Source organism: Paenibacillus sp. FSL K6-1318 (assembly GCF_037976905.1).
Taxonomy (GTDB): domain Bacteria; phylum Bacillota; class Bacilli; order Paenibacillales; family Paenibacillaceae; genus Paenibacillus; species Paenibacillus amylolyticus_A.
This window is the reverse complement of the sequence record NZ_CP150270.1, coordinates 5,579,825-5,600,687: the sequence shown is the minus strand read 5'-3', so window position 1 is coordinate 5,600,687 and position 20,863 is coordinate 5,579,825. Positions and strand designations below refer to the sequence as shown.

At 38.9% G+C, this 20,863-nt stretch carries 15 protein-coding genes; 10 read left to right on the top strand and 5 right to left on the bottom strand.

What is annotated here, in order from left to right; genetic code table 11:
* Positions 1–214 precede the first annotated feature (214 nt).
* The 3 genes from NYE45_RS24930 to NYE45_RS24920 all read left to right on the top strand — a co-directional run bounded on the left by NYE45_RS24930 (position 215) and on the right by NYE45_RS24920 (position 2,014).
* A complete protein-coding gene (locus NYE45_RS24930) occupies positions 215–670 on the top strand; it encodes a hypothetical protein (RefSeq protein ID WP_340014430.1) in 456 nt (151 codons plus the stop codon).
* Positions 671–809: 139 nt separating this feature from the next.
* Positions 810–1,151: a hypothetical protein gene (locus tag NYE45_RS24925; protein WP_340014429.1), complete on the top strand. Its 342-nt coding sequence runs from the start codon at positions 810–812 to the stop codon at positions 1,149–1,151.
* A gap of 338 nt (positions 1,152–1,489) precedes the next feature.
* Complete coding sequence (locus tag NYE45_RS24920; RefSeq protein WP_340014428.1) at positions 1,490–2,014, top strand: hypothetical protein; 525 nt, start codon at positions 1,490–1,492, stop codon at positions 2,012–2,014.
* Positions 2,015–3,301: 1,287 nt separating this feature from the next.
* Here NYE45_RS24920 and NYE45_RS24915 read toward each other — a convergent pair.
* The 5 genes from NYE45_RS24915 to NYE45_RS24895 all read right to left on the bottom strand — a co-directional run bounded on the left by NYE45_RS24915 (position 3,302) and on the right by NYE45_RS24895 (position 9,581).
* The gene (locus NYE45_RS24915; protein WP_340014427.1) at positions 3,302–4,387 is read right to left on the bottom strand and encodes an amidoligase family protein; all 1,086 of its coding nucleotides are present in this window, start codon (positions 4,385–4,387) and stop codon (positions 3,302–3,304) included.
* 939 nt (positions 4,388–5,326) lie between these two features.
* Positions 5,327–6,115 (bottom strand): hypothetical protein, encoded by a 789-nt coding sequence (locus NYE45_RS24910; RefSeq protein WP_340014426.1) that lies wholly within the window; start codon positions 6,113–6,115, stop codon positions 5,327–5,329.
* Between the two features lie 43 nt (positions 6,116–6,158).
* Entirely contained in the window at positions 6,159–6,968 is an 810-nt protein-coding gene (locus NYE45_RS24905) for a hypothetical protein (protein ID WP_340014425.1), read from the bottom strand.
* Positions 6,969–7,750: 782 nt separating this feature from the next.
* Positions 7,751–9,058, bottom strand: a complete 1,308-nt coding sequence (locus tag NYE45_RS24900) for a helix-turn-helix domain-containing protein (RefSeq protein WP_340014424.1) — start codon at positions 9,056–9,058, stop codon at positions 7,751–7,753.
* 394 nt (positions 9,059–9,452) lie between these two features.
* Positions 9,453–9,581 (bottom strand): hypothetical protein, encoded by a 129-nt coding sequence (locus NYE45_RS24895; RefSeq protein WP_340014423.1) that lies wholly within the window; start codon positions 9,579–9,581, stop codon positions 9,453–9,455.
* A 656-nt stretch (positions 9,582–10,237) separates the two neighbouring features.
* Here NYE45_RS24895 and NYE45_RS24890 point away from each other — a divergent pair.
* From NYE45_RS24890 to NYE45_RS24860, 7 genes are all read left to right on the top strand, one after another.
* Complete coding sequence (locus NYE45_RS24890) at positions 10,238–10,933, top strand: response regulator transcription factor (protein WP_340014422.1); 696 nt, start codon at positions 10,238–10,240, stop codon at positions 10,931–10,933.
* A gap of 7 nt (positions 10,934–10,940) precedes the next feature.
* Entirely contained in the window at positions 10,941–12,401 is a 1,461-nt protein-coding gene (locus tag NYE45_RS24885) for a HAMP domain-containing sensor histidine kinase (RefSeq protein ID WP_340014421.1), read from the top strand.
* Positions 12,402–12,442: 41 nt separating this feature from the next.
* Positions 12,443–13,525 (top strand): hypothetical protein, encoded by a 1,083-nt coding sequence (locus NYE45_RS24880; protein ID WP_340014420.1) that lies wholly within the window; start codon positions 12,443–12,445, stop codon positions 13,523–13,525.
* Between the two features lie 167 nt (positions 13,526–13,692).
* Positions 13,693–15,471: an acyltransferase family protein gene (locus tag NYE45_RS24875; RefSeq protein WP_340014419.1), complete on the top strand. Its 1,779-nt coding sequence runs from the start codon at positions 13,693–13,695 to the stop codon at positions 15,469–15,471.
* Positions 15,472–15,509: 38 nt separating this feature from the next.
* Positions 15,510–16,208 (top strand): hypothetical protein, encoded by a 699-nt coding sequence (locus NYE45_RS24870; RefSeq protein ID WP_340014418.1) that lies wholly within the window; start codon positions 15,510–15,512, stop codon positions 16,206–16,208.
* Positions 16,209–16,248: 40 nt separating this feature from the next.
* Positions 16,249–17,268: an LCP family protein gene (locus tag NYE45_RS24865; RefSeq protein ID WP_340014417.1), complete on the top strand. Its 1,020-nt coding sequence runs from the start codon at positions 16,249–16,251 to the stop codon at positions 17,266–17,268.
* A gap of 15 nt (positions 17,269–17,283) precedes the next feature.
* Positions 17,284–20,667, top strand: coding sequence for an S-layer homology domain-containing protein (locus tag NYE45_RS24860; RefSeq protein ID WP_340014416.1), 3,384 nt, complete (start codon positions 17,284–17,286; stop codon positions 20,665–20,667).
* Positions 20,668–20,863: the final 196 nt, after the last annotated feature.

Sequence of the window (20,863 nt, the reverse complement as noted above, 5' to 3'; positions counted from 1 at the left end):
CGTTTTGAGTCAGGAATTTTATCTCGTATTTGGTGGTGAAGCTTTGTGGGGTAAGGGATTAGGGACAGTTATTTTATTCCGCAAAACAAAATCGGTGAAAGAGATGCGGTTTTGTAGGAGTGATGGTCATTCCCAACATAGGAGGGATATTTTAGTTTTGTGTCGAAATGTAGTTCAGTAGCTGTATATTTTTTTAGAACAGGAGCGGCATATAGTGAAATTGGAACTTCATCACATTGAAAGATTAGTACCTTGGTTTGGGTATGGGAATTTTAATGAAGCAGAAGTAGTCTTTTTTGGAAATGAGGAAGGACTGGGTGGCTATCCAATTGAAGCGGTTTTAGGAAGGTGTCAGCTTTACGGATATGATTCAAATACGTGGATTGAAAATGATTGGAGACTTGGATATTGGGATGAAACAAGTCATGATGGGTATTTAAAACTGGGAAAGGTAACAAATGAAATAAGAATTGCGAAGGGGCTACCATCTGTGGATCCACCTCGACGTTCATCATCTCCATTTTTAGAATTCCAAGCGAGGATATTGTTACACTTCGAGCAAATGGATAAAAATTGGTTTAATTTTAAGGGAAATCTTCTCAATGATCAATGGAATCAAATACAAGAGTTAAAAAACACTTATATTCAAACAAGACTAAAATTAAGGTAGGATTAGTGGACTGGAGACCCTTGCCTCGACCCAAAGAGGGCTGTTGGCCATACGATGGAATCGACAAAAAAAGTACATATCAGCTTTCAAATTAGCTAAAAGGAATTTTAAAAAAATAACTGAATTAAGCAATGGCAGATTGGCAAAAGAAGAACTCGACGAGTATTCCAAGATGCTATGGAATCGTGCTGAGCTGATTAGGAAAGTATTTGTTACATTTCCCTTCTCAACACTAATCGGTGTTGGAGATATGAACGCCAAGAAGAAACTGTTGGAATTCATTTTCAAAAATGAAAATTTAACATTCACTAAAAAGACTTTGAGAAATGGGAAATCGTATGAGAAAGCTGAGTTAATTCTTCCAAACAAGAAACTTATCATTATCCTTACATTATTCTTTAATCATCGTTCTAATTGCTTGCAATTAGAAGGGCTACAGCATTTATGTGAGGATGTTCTTGAACCAATTATTGGCTGTTAAAGTTAATTTCAATTATAATTAGAGTTTTCTTCTACAGAAAGTCCATAAGAATAATAAGTTGATTGTCGAGTCGATGAATTTCAGGTGTTTATTCCTGATTATTCGTTCGGCTTTTTGTTATACACAAAAAATTTAGTCTTTCTCTAACCTATAATTCGGCGTTCATCTCTCTATGTCAGATACCAAATTGTTATTTATTCCGAAAAGGAACGTTTTCGGAAATTATAAGTACAATATATCTAATATTGGGAGGGTAATATTACCAGTTTGTCGAATTACTGTTGAGAATGGGTTTTATTACTTGAACTTATCATAGTTTAAACAAGGGGGAGATTACATTGATTTTTGATTTATATGATGGTGCAATTTCAAATAAATTATATAGGAAATTACTTAATTTTGAGAAAAAGGGGCTATTAACATTAAAATTTGAAGAAAATAAAATACATATTAATGTAATAAATGAAATGGATAAAGGAAGTGTTAAAAAAATTAAAAACTTAAAAAATATTTTAGCGAAGAATTATTTATTCAAGGGATCCCCCTTGTTCTTTTTTGGTATAAATGAAATCGCAGAAATTGATAAGAAAATAGAAAAAATTCATTTTGATGAATTGAATTTTATTTCAAGTTATTTAATATCAAGAGTAGAAACTACAAAACAGTTTCCATTTTTAGCAATCCCTTTGTCGGTTATCATCCCTGTTCTTAATGTTAATGATAGTATTAATTTTATGTCATCTATTTGGGTTGTAGGTATTATGTATGTGATACTCGGCTTTTTCACTGTGAAAAGTGTTAGAAGAATAGGAATTGATGCAGGAATTATAGATAGAATTAAAAAAAATAACAAGATTCAATAAGAAATAAAGCTGAGATAACGTTGTATTGGATCAATGGGAGAGTGCATTTAATGATGGATGTAGAAGCATGTTCAAAACTAAATGGCGCAGCTACGATTAACGTTAAAAAATTGCAGATCGGGATTAGAAAATGAAAGAGAGAGGAGCGTATTTTTCCAGTCTCAACGTAAATGGGATAGTAACTCAGAATCTTCTGAATGTGTTTTGATAAGACTAATACGAACAAATGGCAATTGTAAACGATTCTTTGGTTATAAATACAATTCCTAAGTTAGTTGAAATACATTGATATATAAAACTCTCGTCAAAGTTCAAAGCGCAACACCACTAAGTGTTTACGAAATAAAGACGAAGTTTAAACATTGTATCTAATCGGAAGATCTATAAGGTAGATTTAAGATTATTCTTATCTGAATGTGCTACATGGAGTATACTATTAATAATTAGAATGTTCGGATTTGTCGGAATCACCGCAAATCTCCTTTTATTAGGGGATATTGCGGTCTTTTTGCGTTTTCGAGAAAAATTGGAGGATAAGGAAAATGAAATGCTGTATGTTTTGTTCTAATCAAGTTGAGATACTTTTTAATCACATGATGAATGATGTTGGATCTCTGTGTTTGGAGTGTTACATGAAGATTCAGGGTACATGTTCAGTCTGTAGTGATAGTTTCATGCCAAGCGAAGTGAAAGAGGACGCGACGTGCAACGTTAGGGCAAAATTTATTGGAATGGGTGAAAGGAATATAATTGTATGCGACAGTTGTTACGTAGAGGTTCAGAAAAGGTTTCCTGGAAAGATTATGTGATGAGCCACGAAGATTAAGGGATCAGGTCATTGAATGTTTGGATAAGACTGATAATAACCATGTCACATTACTCTAATTACTTACTCAGAAAATAAAATTTTCTATAATGAAAAATGAGTTGTGATTGAAATTATAAATGAGATGGAGAGTAATGACCTTAATTGATACGACAAGAAGAACAGAGATGTTGATCACAGAGGCAACGAATAGGTTCTTTAAGCACAATGAATGCGAAGTGTTCTGGCTGAAACTCTTCAAGGAATAAATGATCTGAATGCAAAGTATAGTATCGCTTTGCCTAATATGAAACAATTTCGAAACATTTGAGATTGCATTCGGATGTTAGCTGAGAAACGAACTGAAATTACTCTATTGCAAGTGAAATCAATGAAAGCAAGCCACAAGTTGTTTACTTGAACATCATGGAATTATTCATTTTAAATAACCCAGACTGATTCAGTCTGGGGCGGGGGATGAGTTAAAGTAATTGTTTTCTCTTTTCATCGCTCAGTTTTCCTTGAATTACATCGTAAACATACAAGGGAATCTCAAAATTATTTTGTTTCATGTACCAGAGTAAACTATTTTTTATAATTGAATCCATTATTATAGCAGCTAAGCAATTCAAAATGTATAAAGGATTAAGTCGAACTTTAGATCCTGTCGATTTTGAAATCTCATAATTAATTGCATTAAAGTTTTTGTCGAGTTCAAAGTTCTCATCAACCGCTTTATTAATTATAGATGCAACATATACTATATAAGTTTGAATGAGAGCAGGATCAAAGGTGCTGTTGAACGTTCGAAATTCAATAGTTTTAGATTTTTTAGAAAGGTTGCTTAAATTAAGCCCTACAAATCTCCCAGCATATAGACTTGTAAGAATATAATCTTTATCTTCATCATTTTCTATTTTTGTTAGTACCTCGTTAATAGAGTAAACCCTACGATATAATGATTTGTCTGCGATAATTAACGGCACTGCATAATGTTCGATTCTTTTTTTAGGAATTGATTCATTTGTTCCAGCAGAAAGTAAATAGGTGAGGGGTTCCATATTGCGATATATATTTCTTAAATTTATCCAGTGCCTTCCTTGAGAAAACGCTTTACTTCCAATGTGAACATGAAAAGCGCAATCTTCATCCGTAATAGCTCCAATGTCATTTAGTCTCTTACAAATGAATGATATTTGTGACCAATGCACTTCTAAGTCTTGTAGTACAGGAGATATTATTTCATAAGCCCCATTTGTTTCTTTGCTAAGTTTCCAACCATCTACTGATTTTGCTCGATCTCTTTCTAACACTTGCTGTTCATAACACAGTTTATTTTTTAAAAGTGACTCAAGTAAATCATTTACTTTTGATTCATCCACTTTAAACTCTATCTCGATACCAAAAGTTATGTGAGGAAAATCAATTTTAGGTTTATAAAACGGATTGAAGCCCTCCAATCTATCATTGATTTGGGATAGTAACGAATTTTGCTTATCGGTACCATAAAACTCATCCTTCTTACGCAATAAGCTTTTTAATTTCTGAAATATACTAATTATGACCAAGTCTCCTTAACTATGGGATATTCTATTTCATCGGCATAATAATTGAGGGTATTAATACAAGACTGTACTGTATAACAAAGCAAAGAGGATAACTGAAACTGCTTCTCCAACGAAGGAAATGTTTGATCTTTTGGTAAGCCTATTAGATGAAGTGATTTCAAGTGATTTTAAAGCGAATTTCTCCGAGCATTCCTTTTATCTGGAACTATTGGATAACTTGTCATTACATTCACTTTTAATCCTAAAGGATAATATGAATTGGCCTACACAAATCGTTACGACAGGTGGGGGAGACATGTACAGGGTCATGCACAACAGAATGATTGGTATATAGATTTCATAGTTGATTATAGCAGAAAGCCTTCTTTTGAAAATTATACATCAACTTCATTGCATTTTGTTGAGCTGGTGATTCGAGAGTTACACACAAACGGACGGACTTATTTCAATTAATCAAAATGGTAGAAATCATGTTTTTTAACATTGCAAGGAGAGGGCTTGCTAAAGTATATTACAAAATAGTTTGTAGTCTTCATGTTCCTTTATTGAAATTATTGATTTATTCAATCAAGATAATTTTGTATTATTCAGATTCCATAGAAGACACACTTACCTGAGTGTGTTTGTTAAAAAAAAGTATGATAGCTTGCCATTCTTAAATCTAAGGCTTTTTTATATTACAAATTTTATTAGTGATTTCAGCAGATTTTTAAAGTGAAAATACTAAATCACGGGGGAGGCAACCTCAAAAGCACTAAAAGGAATGAAAATCCTCAGAAGGTTGTTCGGTCTTACGTAAAAAAGCGAGGCTTTCCCTCGCTTTAACATTGCATCGCTGGTTTTTGAAGATCTTTCTGTTGTTACTCTTTAGCTGACCAAGAGATACTCCTCCTATAAAGAAGACCTAATCTTTTAAATGTAATTAATTAGTAGTTTATGTTAGATGATAACGTCTCGAATACCAATAATACGTTTCGCATCAATATTTACGGATTCATTTAGATAAATCATCGGATTCCGAGGGTCTGCATAGTGGGAAATTACGAAAAGGAGTCTTTCAACAAGTTGATGTAAAAAGTAGGTGTGAATATTTGTATGATCCTCCAATGAAATCGTCGAAACATCGATTTCATTGATGAAGGCTTTGAATGTAATAACAGAAGGTCTCGAACGTTCAGCCCACGCATCAACAAGCTCATCACTGACTTTAGAAATAAACTCTGGACATTTAAGCATTTCTTCAATATTATTGTCTTCTTCGGCTTTTTCGTTGAACATGAAACCATTAATACGACGGTCACGATTCATACGATAATCCAAATAGGGTGAAGATTTCGGAACATCATTAACCAGAAGTTTAAGGTGTCCATTTTCGTTCACCAGAGGTGTAATTCCGAATTCAAGCATAAAAGATTTGAATGGGGTATCCAAGCGGAACAATTCTTTTAAACTTAGCATTCCGTATTGATAGAAAGACTCTCTATCGATGATAGGAGTAATATGGCTTATAAGGACTGCATCTATATAGATGTCTTCTGGAACCAAATTGAAATACTCCAGGATATCATCCACACTTAGATTCTCGTAGTAGTAGCCACCATCCTTCATCTTAACTCGATAACGCTGAGATTGGAGAAACTCTACAAATTCAGCATGTGATACGCCAAGAATGTTTTTTGCAGATTCAAATTGCGTGGTAAGAGATGTTCCGTCCAGTATATTTTCCATGATTTATGCTCCTTAGATTATGACGTATTAGAACGTGCCAACGTTAAGTAGTAGTCTCTCGAATTTCAATAATGCGATCAGCTCCGATGCTCACATTCTCTTTCAGGTATACCATTGGAATGTCCGCATCGTGATCTGTTACCGCAAAGAGTAGTCGTTCTATTGCTTCGCATAAGAGGTAGCATCGATTATGCTTTGGGTCGTCCGTGGAAAACGGATAAGACGATTCATCCAGTTCACTTAGCAACACCCTAAGACATATTACCGATGGTTTTGCCCGTCTCACCCATTCTTCAATAAGTATTTGTTTTCCGAGGATATCTCTGCTTATATCTGAGATAAATTCAGGGCATTTCACCATTTCGGATACATTTCGATCAGATTCAGGGCGGTCGCCAAATAAGAAGCCATTGATACAACGGTCACTTCTCATCCGCCTCTCGAGATGATTTGATGATCTTGGCTCACCATTCAGGAGAAGTTGAAGAGATCCACCTTCATGGACAACAGGTTCGATTCCATATTCAAGCATAAATGACTTAAAGGGTGTTTCGGTGAGAAACAGATCCTTGAGACTTAATATTCCATGTTGGTAGAAAGATTGGTCGTCGATGATTGCAGCTACATGGCTTACGGTAATTGCATCAAATTGGATGTCATCGGGAGTCTTTTGGAAATAATCGAAGATTACGTCAGGTGTTAAATTGTCGCAGTACGTTGTAATTTCTTCATGTCGCACTCGATAACGCTGAGATTGGATGAACGAAATAACCTCAGCAGTTGATACACCGAGGATATTGGCTACAGACTCATATAGACTTGAAATTGAAATTCCGTTCAATATTTTCTCCAAGTAAATACCTCCTCCTTATGATAAAGAAGGCTAATTTTTGAATGTAGTACTTCAAGGTAGAAGGGCAAGGAACTGAAATCTTGTTTGGTCAGAGAATCCGTATTTCGTGCTGTAATCACAACGATTTGATTTCTCTTGCTTCCTCTTTTAAACAAATAAGAGCAAGTGTTTTCTATTTATAACTTTTATTCACTTTGGGGCATGACGAGATCATTCCATTTAGTGAAATGAGGCGTTTAGGTCATCAAATTAAAAGGAATCATTTTCTGTGCCTTTTAATGAGTCTCATCCCGTTTAGGCGTTTTGTCTGTAATCAATATTTCATTTTAGATAGATTAATAAATTGATTCCTCATAACATTAATTATGAATCTTGCATACTGCTTAGGAATGATACTCGTCAGTTATCAGCAGGAAAACTTGCAAAATGAACAAATGTCTCACGAACAACAACAACTTTTTTTATAGTGCGCTTCATTGTCGCTAAAGACCTCTTCGCCTACTTTATTAGAGGGGAGCTCATTGTGAGGAGACGTTGTTACTTTATGAACTTGATCGACGCTGAACATCTATTGATTTGCTCTTCTAAGTTAAAGAGCTTGTCTACAAAAGGGCATGGAACATACGTGCGCTTAGAGAGATGAGAATGCCGAGCGTTAGTCAGGAATTGGTCCCCGATTTTCACTCGGCTCGCTAAAAGGTAATTTAGACTCTGATCTAAATTAGATTGCCGATTACATTTTTGAGAGATATGGGGTCTGGGTGATTCCTAACCTCTTTCGGTTATTCAAATTCATATTGTGTTTTGAAATCAAGTTTCAAGTCTTTGAGAACCTGTTCCGCAGATTGATAAATGTAATTCTGGTCAAGTTTCTCGATCAAGTTTATGCGAATGTCATCGTCATCAAAACCAAACACGGATATTACTTGGAAGCCAGAGGCTCCCGTACGTTTAGCTGTTTCGTAGTCGGGATGTATGGTAATTCGACAAATATCTGAGTCAAACTCATCCTCCTCCTCAAAGTCTCCATCGTCATCACCCAGTAAGAAAGAGTATTCATCTTCCTCTAATGATTCTGAAAATGATTTAAAATCTTTTTGAAGCACCCAATTACCAAACTGTGTAAGCACAATCTGAGTAGAGTCGGTTAGTATTTCCTCGATTAATTCTAAGAGGATCTCAGTATACAATGCGGAATTTTGTCTGGATTTTTTTAGAAAACGTAAATTGAGATGCCCGTGGTTGTTCGCAAGGTCGTATAGTCCCTCAATGTGCTTAACATGTTCCTCGTTATGTTCTCCTGCGGCTAACTTGTACAAATAAATTCTGTTTGAGATAGGAAACACATAGTTTTCTGGATGTTTCGGGTTGCTTCTCATAGCATTTAATATGTCCATGTTGTCAATCCGATTGTAATGCTTATACCGCTTCCTTTCCATATCTGTGGGATCACTATAATTTGAAATCCCGAATTCCTTAAATGATTCATGATGGCGGTAGGAAGCTTGAATATCTTCGGTAAGAAAATGAATCTGCATAGCACGCACATAGTTTTCACGATAAGTATAGAGATTCGAAAAATTGATGAAATCCTCGATAAGCGGTTTGAGATAGTAGCGGCTTATGTCTTCTAATTCATCAATATTGGAAACTATCATTGATGAGGTTTTTACAAGTTGATTCCATAGATTAATAATGTACGAGTAATACTTTTTTGTGAGCTTCGTTTCATCTTGAATAACCTCGGATATTTTTTTCGTTAAACCAGCATCTTTTATTCGATGAATTTCACGAATAAGTCTGTTTACTTTGTAATGCATTGATAATTCCCTCCACCCTTTCTGTTTTTGGTCAATATGTAGAAAATATTCAATAAAAGGGGCGATAGCGGTGTTACCATTTAACGCCAGAGTTTTCAGGTGAGAAAGTATTGTACTGTAATACGTTGGTGTTAGTGTTGTTTTTAAATTTTCGATATTGTTAATAGTTTGCCTGGTTACGCCTAATACATTAGCTAATTCTTGTTGCTCAATTTCAGCAACCATCCGAATTTTTTTTAAGTTTTGTTGAAAGATTAGAAGTTTAGTCATGTTTCACCCGTCCTTTCGATTTGATGATACCACTTCGTTTTACCTGCGTCAAACAATAATTTTACATATGTAAAAAACAATTTTCTGAAGCAGTGTTTTTATATTAGATAAAGGGTAGTTTATCGTGTTGCAAGGTGAATGTTAATAAATAGATTGAGGAAAGACAGTTACTTTTAGTCAGCGAAAACGAAGTAAAGAAAAAAGTAAAAACGTATAAGAAAGGTATCCGAGTATTCAAGAACCAAAGGAATTATGCTCTTGTTGACGATTGAATCACAATCAAGTACATTTTCTATTTTCAAAGATTCCTATACTTACCTTCAAAGGGCTCTGAAGAAAGAAAAGTCTCAAAATCGCTAAGATGCTGAAATCAAAACCACTTAGTAACTTCCTTTTAACTAACTAATAATTCCTGTCCAATTTTATTTTTACCGTCCCTACTAAAATTAACTGTCCCCAAACCACCAAAGGCTGGAACCTGGTTGCCGCTATTTCTCAACCATTGTTCCAGTCTTTTTCTCATTCCTGAAAGCATCCCAGCAGGGAATTCTCATCCAAATCCCGAATAGATAAACAAGCAGAAACCCAGGCTACTCAAGGCTTTTGGGGGATTGAAAGTAGTTAATTCAGGCATTTCCCAGGCTCTTACCCAGGCGTTTTAAATGCCGATCTTTGCTTTTCTCAGGCACTTCTCTATCCCTTCAAGGACATGAATTATTAGTCGTTTTCGTTCACAATTGAACCAGTTTCTTTCCAGTTTTCAGGGCTTTTCTCAGCGTTTTTGGGACACGAATTTTTATCTCGGAAATGGCGGTGAAGCCTTGTGGGGTAAGGGATTGGGGGATTTGGAGGTGGGGACAGTTATTTTTAGTTTTCTACAGATGGGCTAATCGATAAACGGACCATTACTTACACAACTATCTTTATGAACAAAAGAACATCATGATTAAAGTCGCTAATTAGCGGCTTTTTTTGTTATCGGTACCTTTCGGTAGTAAAGAGAGGAACCGAAGCTCAAGATGCATATATTACAAATTTCGGAAAGTAACGAGAGCTCATGACTCAGAAGGAGACACATTTGATATAACTTCTGAATTGATTATTTGTCTACAACTCGTTAACATAAGATGCAATGTCATGGACGAATAGGCATGAGTAACATAAGAGACGGGGATTCTAATGAATAATGCAAAAATTCTCATCATTGAAGACGAAGCACCCATTGCGGACTTGCTTTCATATGGGCTCTCCTTGGAAGGCTTTCAAACAAAAGTTGCAACAAATGGGGCAGCAGGCTTGAATGAAATACGTTTATTTCAACCTGATTTATTACTGCTGGATTGGATGCTGCCTGATCAGAGTGGGTTGGATATATGTAAAAAAGTAACCTCGGAATATAACATCCCTATCTTTATGATTACCGCGAAATCGGATATTACAGACAAAGTCCTGGGTCTTGAATTTGGGGCAGATGATTATATCACTAAGCCTTTTGACCTTCGAGAGGTGATCGCACGTATTCGTACCATCTTGCGCAGAGTTGAGCAAGCATCGATTGTCGATTCAAGTGAAGCCACAGCAACGATTCATATTCAGGATATTGAAATCTATACCGAAGAACGAGTCGTCAAACACAAAAATAATTCCATTGAGCTCACGCCTAAGGAGTTCGATTTGCTCATTACGCTGGCCCGGAACCCAGGAAGAACGTTTACACGATCCGAGTTGCTTGATTTGGTATGGGGATATCATTTTGCAGGAGATACTCGTACGGTTGACACTCATATCCAACGGCTTCGTAAAAAGCTAGATGCTGCAGATTATATTACCACCGTGTTCGGAATCGGATACAAGTTCAAAAAAACAGGTGGGTAGATACGATATGGTTAACAAAATAAGCACTAAATTTCTGCTTGGATTCCTGTTAATTTTCTCTTTATCATTTGTCGTATTGAATCAAACCGTTAAGGAGTTCACTCGAACAGGAAATCAAAACCTCATTACCAGCGAATTGGTTGGACTCAAAAACAACAGTAACGTGTATGTCCGTCAAGCGTTCCTCATCAACCATTTTTCAAATAATGAACTATATTTCGGAGAAATGGCGGAGGAACTAGGCAATACACTAAATCATTCTACAGGAAATAGTGTTGGCGTTTATACGGTTAATGGTGAATTGCTGTATGCTTCGGATCAATCCTTGTTCTCGGAGGCAAAGGAAAATGATATACAGGAGGCTATCGAAGGCAAGACAGCGTATAGCATCAATTACAATGACAATAAAACATCCGTTTTGTTCTCATACCCTGTTGTCATTGATGGTTCCAAGGTAGGTATTTTGCGCTTCTATAAAGATTTTACCTTGCTTTATCAGCAAAGTGGGAGAATATTGGAGATTATCCTTTACATCACTTTGGCAATCTTCTCTGTGGCTTTCTTGTTTTCCTATATTTTATCCAGACATGTTACTCTTCCTCTTGGAAAACTTGCAAGAGCCTCATCCGAGGTGAAGGATGGAAATCTGGACGTCCGTATCCATTTCAAGCGAAAAGATGAAATTGGCCGTTTGGCTGAAAACTTTAACGATATGATCAATCAAATTGGTCTTCAAATTCGCATTATCGAGAAGGATCGTGACCAACTTAGGGAATTACACAAGCAAGAGAAGCTTTTCTTCGACAATATCACGCATGAACTTAAAACCCCTTTAACCTCAATATTAGGATACGCCGAATTGATTAAGGCCAATGGAGAGCGGGATCGAGACTTTTTTGAGAAAGGAACGACCCACATTATCGAAGAGAGCAGGCGTTTGCATGCCATGGTAATTAAGCTGCTTGAAGTGTCACGTCAACATGTTCACGAGCTGGAGAGCGTTGAGGTTGGAGCTATTCTTCGGGATGTATGTGAATCAATGAGTATCCGTGCTCAACGATATAAAAAAAATATTGTGGTTAACATTGAAAGTGAATTATATCTACTAGCTCAAACCGATAGCATGCGTCAACTCTTTATTAATCTGCTGGATAATGCGATCAAATACAGTCTTGCTTTTGCTGAAATATCCGTAAGAGGAGTTCAAGAAGAAGGGAAGGTACGTATATACATTGGCAATCCGAGTGATCCAATCGACGCTGATGAACTTTCCAGACTGTTCCAACCATTTTACTTGGCGCACCCAAAAGATTCTGAAGCGGGTAGCGTTGGTCTTGGGCTAAGTATTGTGAAGTCCATAGTTGAAGAACTAAATGGCTCTATTTCTATTGTCAGTCAAAATAACTATACGGTCGTTACTGTAGAGTTCGACAGTTTGAAAAGCGACAGAGGTGAAGAACAGTTGTGATGAAGAACTATTTGCAGAGATTGCCTTGGACGCTTTTGTTCATGTTGTTTCTGCTGACGAGTTGTAGTGCAGGACAACAAAGTGAAACGATTATTATTTCTGGCAACGAAGCTGAAGATATTCAGCATCCAGGCTCAAGTCCAGTGCAGGTTCAAAAAATATATAGATTGCCAGATGAGTACACGGGACAATGGTTGGGGTGGTCCTCATCTCATTCGATCATTGGTCTATACAAGGCTGCCAGCATTCCTGAACGTTTGATATTAACACGTTTAGATCCACCATTTGAACAGAGCGACAATATCAAAGAATTGAGCACGAATAATGCTCAAACGATACTTTCCCCTGATGGTAAATATATTACTGAGATGTATAACACTAATTTAGACGTGAACATTAAGATACTTTCATTAGCTGATGGTCAAGAAACGACGGTTGACACAGTTAACACTAAAGACAAGTTCCTCCAAGATGTATCTTGGTCTAACAATGGTAAATATTTGAGCTATCTCGTGCTGGACTCTTCTGGTAGCGACAGAGCCAGTCTGCGGCTGTACAATATGGAGTCCCGAACGTTACAAGTTTATGAATTTCAGGATATTGATGAAGGAGGTACGCTCCTAGGCATGAATGTTTCGGAGGACGGCCGTAGTGTATTATTTGAATCCATGCATTCAGGCAAAACGAACGTTCTGCTTGGTAGAATAAATAACAAAACCATTGAGAAAAGATATGTGCGACAGATGGGCAGGGAACAAAATCCTGCTTGGATCAGCAATGATCAATTTGTTTTTCTTGGCACGGACGGTACGCTGTATGAGTACGATCAGCGGAATAGCGAATTATCCATCATTTTGGAGAGAGTCTCCATATTCGAAATCTCTCAAGACAAGAAATTCATTGCGTATTCATTGCGTGATGAAGATGTCGTATATGTAGGGAAAATGCAAGGGAAAAATATCTTGTTTAACGAACCTGTATACCATGGCATTGTACCAACAACCATGTATTGGAATACAGATAGTAGCCGTCTCTTAATTCAAAACGAAAAGAGTTATACGCATTCAGAACCTGGACAGGTTGACTTTGCAGCTGGACCTTCATTTATCATTGAATTCAAATAATGTCATTTCCTTAAACCCCGTTGTTACGGATTACCCGTAATGATGGGGTTTTCTATTGTCTTAGCACTTGTTTACAACTTGTTTACATCTTGATCAAACTTTGGCGACATCCAAACCACATGATTAAAGAGCACCAAGAGCCCATAAACAGACAAGGGATGAACACAATGAACGGGAAAAATAACCAAACCATTAAACGTTATATGCCTGGAATAGATGGCTTGAGAGCCATATCTGTTCTAGCCGTCATTGCTTATCACTTTGATTTCAAGTGGGCGCAGGGCGGGTTGCTGGGCGTAGGCATATTTTTCGTACTGTCCGGTTATCTGATTACGGATCAAATTCTTTTGGAGTGGAGAATGCACAGAAACATATTCCTCTGGAATTTCTGGGTAAGGAGACTCCGCAGATTGTTGCCTGCCATGATCGGCATGCTTATGTTTGTTGCAATGTGGCTCATCGTGACAGATCCCACCAGACTTCTTTCCTTGAGCGGAGACTTTATTTCATCTGTATTTTACGTGAATAACTGGTACCTCATATTTCACAACGTATCTTACTTTGATAGCTTCGGTCCACCTTCGCCAATTGGACATCTTTGGTCCCTTTCGATTGAAGAGCAGTTTTACTTGGTTTGGCCTGTTGTACTACTGCTGGCTATTAGGTTCGCTCCACGAAGAGGGAGGCTGATGGTGTTCATTGCTATGTTGGCCTCCATATCTGCAATAGCTATGGCTGTCATGTACGAGCCCGGAACTGATCCTAGCAGAGTCTACTACGGAACAGATACTCGGGCATTCGCTATCTTGATCGGAGCAGCCTTGGCGGTAGGTTGGCCAAGTTGGAAGTTAAACAGAAGAATTTCACCAATTGCTCGAACGCTTCTTGATTGTGTTGGTGGGCTGGGGTTGATTATCCTTCTGATTCTAATCTACCGAACGAATGAATACGATGAATCGCTTTACCGTTCCGGCTTTCTGTATTTATCTATCATTTCCGCTATAGTTATTGCCATTCTTGCGCAACCAGCCAGCCGATTAGCCAAATTGTTGGGATGCAAATCGCTAACCTGGATAGGTAAACGATCCTACAGTCTCTATATTTGGCACTATCCAGTGATTACTTTAATGCATCCGACAGGAAATGAGAGACTTAACTTTTTACAAATCATGATCCAGTTAATCATCACGTTCATCCTATCGATGCTTTCCTACACTTGGATTGAAGAACCGATCCGGAAAGTGGGAGTTAAAGCTCAGCTTCGCTTCATACGGAGTCATCACTGGTTCAAGCCTGCTATTATTTTGGCTTTTACACTTCTTGCCCTATTTCGAATCGAGTCTTGGATCACAAATGAGACCAAGGTCAGATCGGAGTCAGTGCAACCAGTCATCGTGCAAGAAGTCGCTTCAAACAACCAGCAGGAATCGAACACGGACAATACAGAAGAGATTCCCGCCCCTATGGTAAAAGGAGAAGGAATTACTGTCATCGGTGATTCTCTTGCTCTGAACGTTGCTTCCGTTCTGGAAGAAATACTACCCGGAATTGTCGTTGACGGAAAGGTTGGCAGACAAATGTCTCAAGCCAAAAGTGTTATTGAAGATTTACGTGAAAAAGACAAGCTAGGGGATCGGATCGTGATTGCACTAGGTACAAATGGTGCATTTAATCAATCCAGTTTGAGTTCTCTGCTAGATGCTTTACAAGGCGAGAAAAAAATTTATCTGGTTACGACCCGTGTTCCGAAAAACTGGCAAAATACCGTGAACGAAGCTCTTAAGGATGTCGCACGTGATTATCCGAACGTTAAAATTATCGATTGGTATGCTGCCAGCGATAACAAAAATGATTTGTTTTATCATGACGGTGTTCATCTAACGCCAGAGGGAGCTCGGTTCTATGCCTCTGTATTGGTTGAACATATCCAAGAAGATCAAGGATAAATGACTCCGTTTGTGATTTTAGAAAGGATGAAACCAGTATGAAGAAAAATAACGCACGAAAAGCTTGGATGGTATGGGGACTGGCTCTCTTGATTATGATTTTGGGTTATATGGGGTTTCGCTCTCTGTATACGACAAATGCTCAACAAGAAGAGTCAGATGCTCTGGCAATGGGGGCAACTAAATATATTTCAAATCAGACGCAGTCCGAACAGAGCAATAACGCAAGTTCGAATGATTCACAGAAGACGGATATCTTATCTACTGATGGAGAAGGGGTTACGATCATAGGAGACTCCGTAACTGTGGGCATTGAGCCTTATCTGAAAGAAAAGCTGCCTAAAATCAACGTTGACGGAAAAGTAGGAAGACAGATGTCTCAAGCTGAATCCACTGTGAGTGAATTGAAGGCTCAAGGGAAATTGGGCGACCGTATCATTATTGAGCTTGGGACGAATGGCCCGTTTAGCAAAAAACACCTTCAACATTTGTTGACGTCTCTATCTGATGCCAAACAGGTCATTGTGGTGACAACGAGAGTACCAAAAGGATGGCAAAATAGCGTCAATTCAACGATTAATGATGTGGCTCAAGAATTCGAAAATGCGCAAGTTGTGGACTGGTATGCTGCGAGCGAAGGAAAAGGAGATTATTTCTACAAAGATGGAGTCCATCTCAAACCCGACGGCGGCAGGTTTTATGCTGATCTACTCATACAAGCTTTAGAACATAAGTAGGATGGTTGCTGCTGATTGTCTAGGAGAGAGGAGTATCGAAATGTCTTTAAAAACAAAGAAAATCGCAATATGGACATCTGTAATGATTATTTTAATGATCATTGCTTTGGGACTTTATTATGTAGTTGCGATCTATAAAGGTTTGGATAGTTTCAGCAAGGAGCAGGAAGACTCGCCATTTTATGAGGTGAAAGCAAGCGAAGAGAATGTCATCGAACCTCCCAAATGGGAGGGGAAAGAGCCAGTGAATATTTTATTAATGGGCGTGGATGCTCGTGGTCTAAAAAAGGGCGAGATTCCAAGATCCGACAGTATGATGGTTGTTTCATTGGATCCCGTCCGCGAAAGCATTCATGTGTTATCCATTCTCCGCGACACCTACACCGATATTCCGGAGCACGGTAAAAACCGGATCAATACGGCGATTACACATGGCCCTAAAACAGCAATGAATACGGTAAGTGAATTACTTGGAATTCCCATTCAATTTTACGTGTATACCGACTTTCAAGGCTTCATTAAACTTGTGGATGCTGTAGGCGGAGTTGATTTTTATGTGGAAAAGGATATGAACTATGAGAGCAAAGCTGACAATCACGAGTATGACATTAATCTGAAAGAAGGTCAGCAGCATCTGGATGGCAAAACAGCATTGCAATATGTTCGTTTTCGTCATGATGCGATGTCCGATTACTCACGAACCAAACGGCAACGGGAATTGATGAATGCGATTGTAGAACAAATGAAAAACACAACTTCTCTTGTGAAGCTGCCTGCCATACTTGAGGAGGTAAGTCCGTATATTGATACGAACTTGTCCGTAAATGATATGTGGAAACTGGCATCGGTAGGATACCAGAGTAAGATCGAGTCAAACGAGCAAATTCCTCCAATGAAACTACTCAAGGAAACCTATGTGGGGAGGGCAGCGGTACTGGCTGTAACGAACAACCTTCATCTAAAAGAATATGTTCGGGACCTGTTGGAGTCTAACCCTGCAGATACAGTTGAAACTGAGCAAAAAGCAGTAACTAATGAGGAAATACACCAAGATAAGTAACCTAGGAGGAACAACATGTTTAAGAAAATAACAAAAAAGCGTGCATGGGCCGTCTTTGCCGCTCTTACAATTTTAATGAGTACTACTACTCATGGCATTGCTTTTGCAGCATCTGATTTGAATACGAAACAACTCACAGGTGAACCCAAGGCGGAAAAGGCATCGCAGCAGCATGCGGAAGTTCAGCCATTAGTGATGAACCATAATATCGCATCGATGACGGAGAAAAGAACCATTCAAGTCAAGTTTACCCTCCCCGAAGGCGTGGATGCGAAAAAAATAGAATGGACGTACGGTGGAAAACCATTATCCGAATGGAAGACGTTTGAGGAACAAGATTATACAGGCCCATCATTTATACGCGTTTCACATGAGAAAGTAAGTGGTCGTCAGTTTACAGCAGATGTTACCTTCGACCTGGTCTATGGCACGAGCAATCTGGCGGAACCCCAATTGCAACGTCCGCTCTTTGCTTCGCTAATGGGCACATATGAACTGACCCTCAAAGCAGATGGAAAAGCGATCGCACAGGCACCCGTGAAACTGACACCATATGCCAGTTACCTGACCTATGATGAATTGAAGCCAGCGATCGACGAAGTTACATCACAAGCAGCTCAAAAAAATGACAGATACATTCAAACGACCTCCATTGGAAAATCGGTTGAAGGAAGGGATATATATCTAACCATCGTTGCCAAAGACAAAAATACGATCGACAAATACGAAAATGTAACCCATCCGGCCATGTTGAATGATCCCAAGCGATTACAGGCAGATATCAAATCAGGTGCATTCGGTGACTATGCTGTCCCCATCTGGGTCAACAATATTCATCCCAATGAATCTCCTGGCGTGGATGCCATTTTCAACTATTTCAAGTCAACTTCATTAGATGAAAAAGTAACATTTCGAACCACTTCAACGGATGGTAAACCTGACAAATTAAGTTTCAATGTAGACGATGCTTTAAATAATGTATTTTTCATCTTTGTTTATACGAATAATCCAGATGGTCGTGTCCATCAAACACGAGGGAACGCCAATGATTTTGACTTGAATCGAGACAACTCCTACCAGACACAGCCGGAGACGCGGAGTGTTACGGAACAAATAGCAAAATGGTCTCCTCTTTCATTTCTGGATTTGCACGGATACGATCGCAACTTTCTAATTGAGCCAGCTACACCACCTCATGATCCGAACATGGAATATGATCTTCTGATTGACAACATGTTGGAACAGGCAAAGGCCATGGGGGAAGCAGGTATCGCTAATACGAAGTATGATCATTATCACATCCCTTACGAAGAAAATCGCAAAACTGCGGAGGATCCAACCTATGTATCTAAAGGTACCTCTTCAGGATGGGATGATGCATCTCCCGCTTATACAGCCGTATTTGCCATGCATCAAGGAGCGTTGGGACATACACTGGAAACGCCAGAGTTTAATGAAGAATCGACGAAAGCACTGTATTATAGTACAGCAGCTGCCACAGCATATGTGATGGATAATAAAGAAAAACTATTTCTAAACCAGCTCCAGATCTATGAGCGCGGCATTGATAACATCGACGATCACGCCGTAGATCCATATCTGATTAATGCCAAACATGAAGAAATTGGCCGCCCACGTGAAGGGAACTCTAATTTTTTCCCGGAATATTACGTGCTGCCAGTGGATGAAAGTGTGCAAAAGAATGCTCTTGAGACGTATCACATGATCGAGTATTTTCTTCGGAACGGGGTGAAGGTGGAACGTTCCACTGAAGCTATAACCGTTGATGGTGTGACATATCCTCAAGGATCATTCGTCGTGAACATGCATCAAGCTCTGCGTGGTATGGCTAACCTGGTTTTGTATGACGGAATTGACGTATCCGATTATGAGTTCGTTGCCGGAGAGATTGTGCAGAACTTCCCGAATCTTCGGGGATTTGATCGCTATGTAATTAGAGAGCCACACGTATTTGCTAACAAGACGATACCTGTGACATCCGTATCGGTACCGGCAACGTCCATGCCTGCAAACACGGCTTATGTTCTCATTCGAAACAGCAATAACGATGCGATCAGGGCTGTCAATGAACTGCTCACAGCTGGAAAAGGCGTGACCATGTTAACATCAAGTGGCACAGGGAATCAAGCTGGTGATTTCGTTGTTTCAACCCCTGACTTGAGTCCGTTTGCTTCCAAATACTTCCTGAATGTAAAAGCGTTCGGTGACAGTAAGCCTAACGGGAAAGAACTTCAGAGCTTAACGGTTTCCGCGTTAGGGGAGTCGGCGTTTGTACTGAAGGATCTGGGCTTTAAGGTAAGCCAAGACCAAGACAAGGCCGATATTCTAGTCAATACCTTCGAGTCTTCTGCACTTGTGGAGAAGGGGAAGCCGTATATTGCCTACGGAAACATGGGAATGACCAATGTGAAAGACCTGATTCCTGACTTTACATTTGCCGGCCCTCAGTGGGAGCGCTACGAAGGGGTGTTTTTGGCTGATGTTAACCAAGATGAAATGATCACTGCCGCTTATGATAAAGAGGAATATTTCTATACGGTATCCGGTTCTTATATTAAGACTGTACCGAAAAAAGCAACAATCCTTGCTAAAATAAGTAAAAAAGATGATTTTTATAAAGCAGGTTGGTGGCCTGGACATGCTTCAGCTAAGGGTCAGATTATGGCCTTCACCTATGAAGCGAATCATAAAAATATAACTGTTTTCTCTAATGAATTGACGAATGTTGGCCATCCACAGCATCAGTACCGTTTACTGGCCAATTCTATATTCAGTGCTGTACACGAGACACCCCAATCATCTGGATCAGATGATAAATTCAGCGATTTGAATAGCGTTGAACCGTGGGCTGGTCATGAAATTCGTGAATTGGTAGACGCAGGTGTGCTGCAAGGAACCGGGAAAAACCGATTCGATCCACTGAAACCAGTTACTCGAGCGGAATTCGTGGCAATGATTGTAAGAGCTTTTGATATACCAGAGTCCACAGGAAAAGTAACATTCAAAGATGTTTCACCGTCAAGCTGGTATCATACGTATGTCACAACAGCAGTAGAATCAAAGGTGGCTGAAGGTGTCGGAGGGGATCGTTTTGAGCCAGGATTGTCCATTACAAGAGAAGAAATGTCTCAAATCGTGTCTAACACGCTCAAACTAAAGCAAGAGATCCCGACCAGCAATGCTACTGAAGTGCTGGAACAATTCACTGACAAAGACCTGATCGCACCCTATGCCAGAGATTCCGTTGCCTTTCTCACTGAGTCTCAACTCATTCAAGGTGTATCCGCGTCAACCTATGGTCCCAAACAGCTTGCCAATCGTGCACAGGCAGCAGTAATGATCAGTCGGATGAAGCATTTTATAAACCATGACCTATAATGACATCAGTAATGAACATGAAAAATGATAAGTAAACGGGACGAAGCTGGGAATATCCAGCTTCGTCCCGTTTGTGTTATGTATCATGGCTTATTTCAGCCTGATCGCTACTTTCGCATCCAGACGGGGGTGTGTCTTCAAAGCGAGTCCAAGACCTGTTGCCATCTGAATGAAAACCACAAGGAGGACCTCGCGC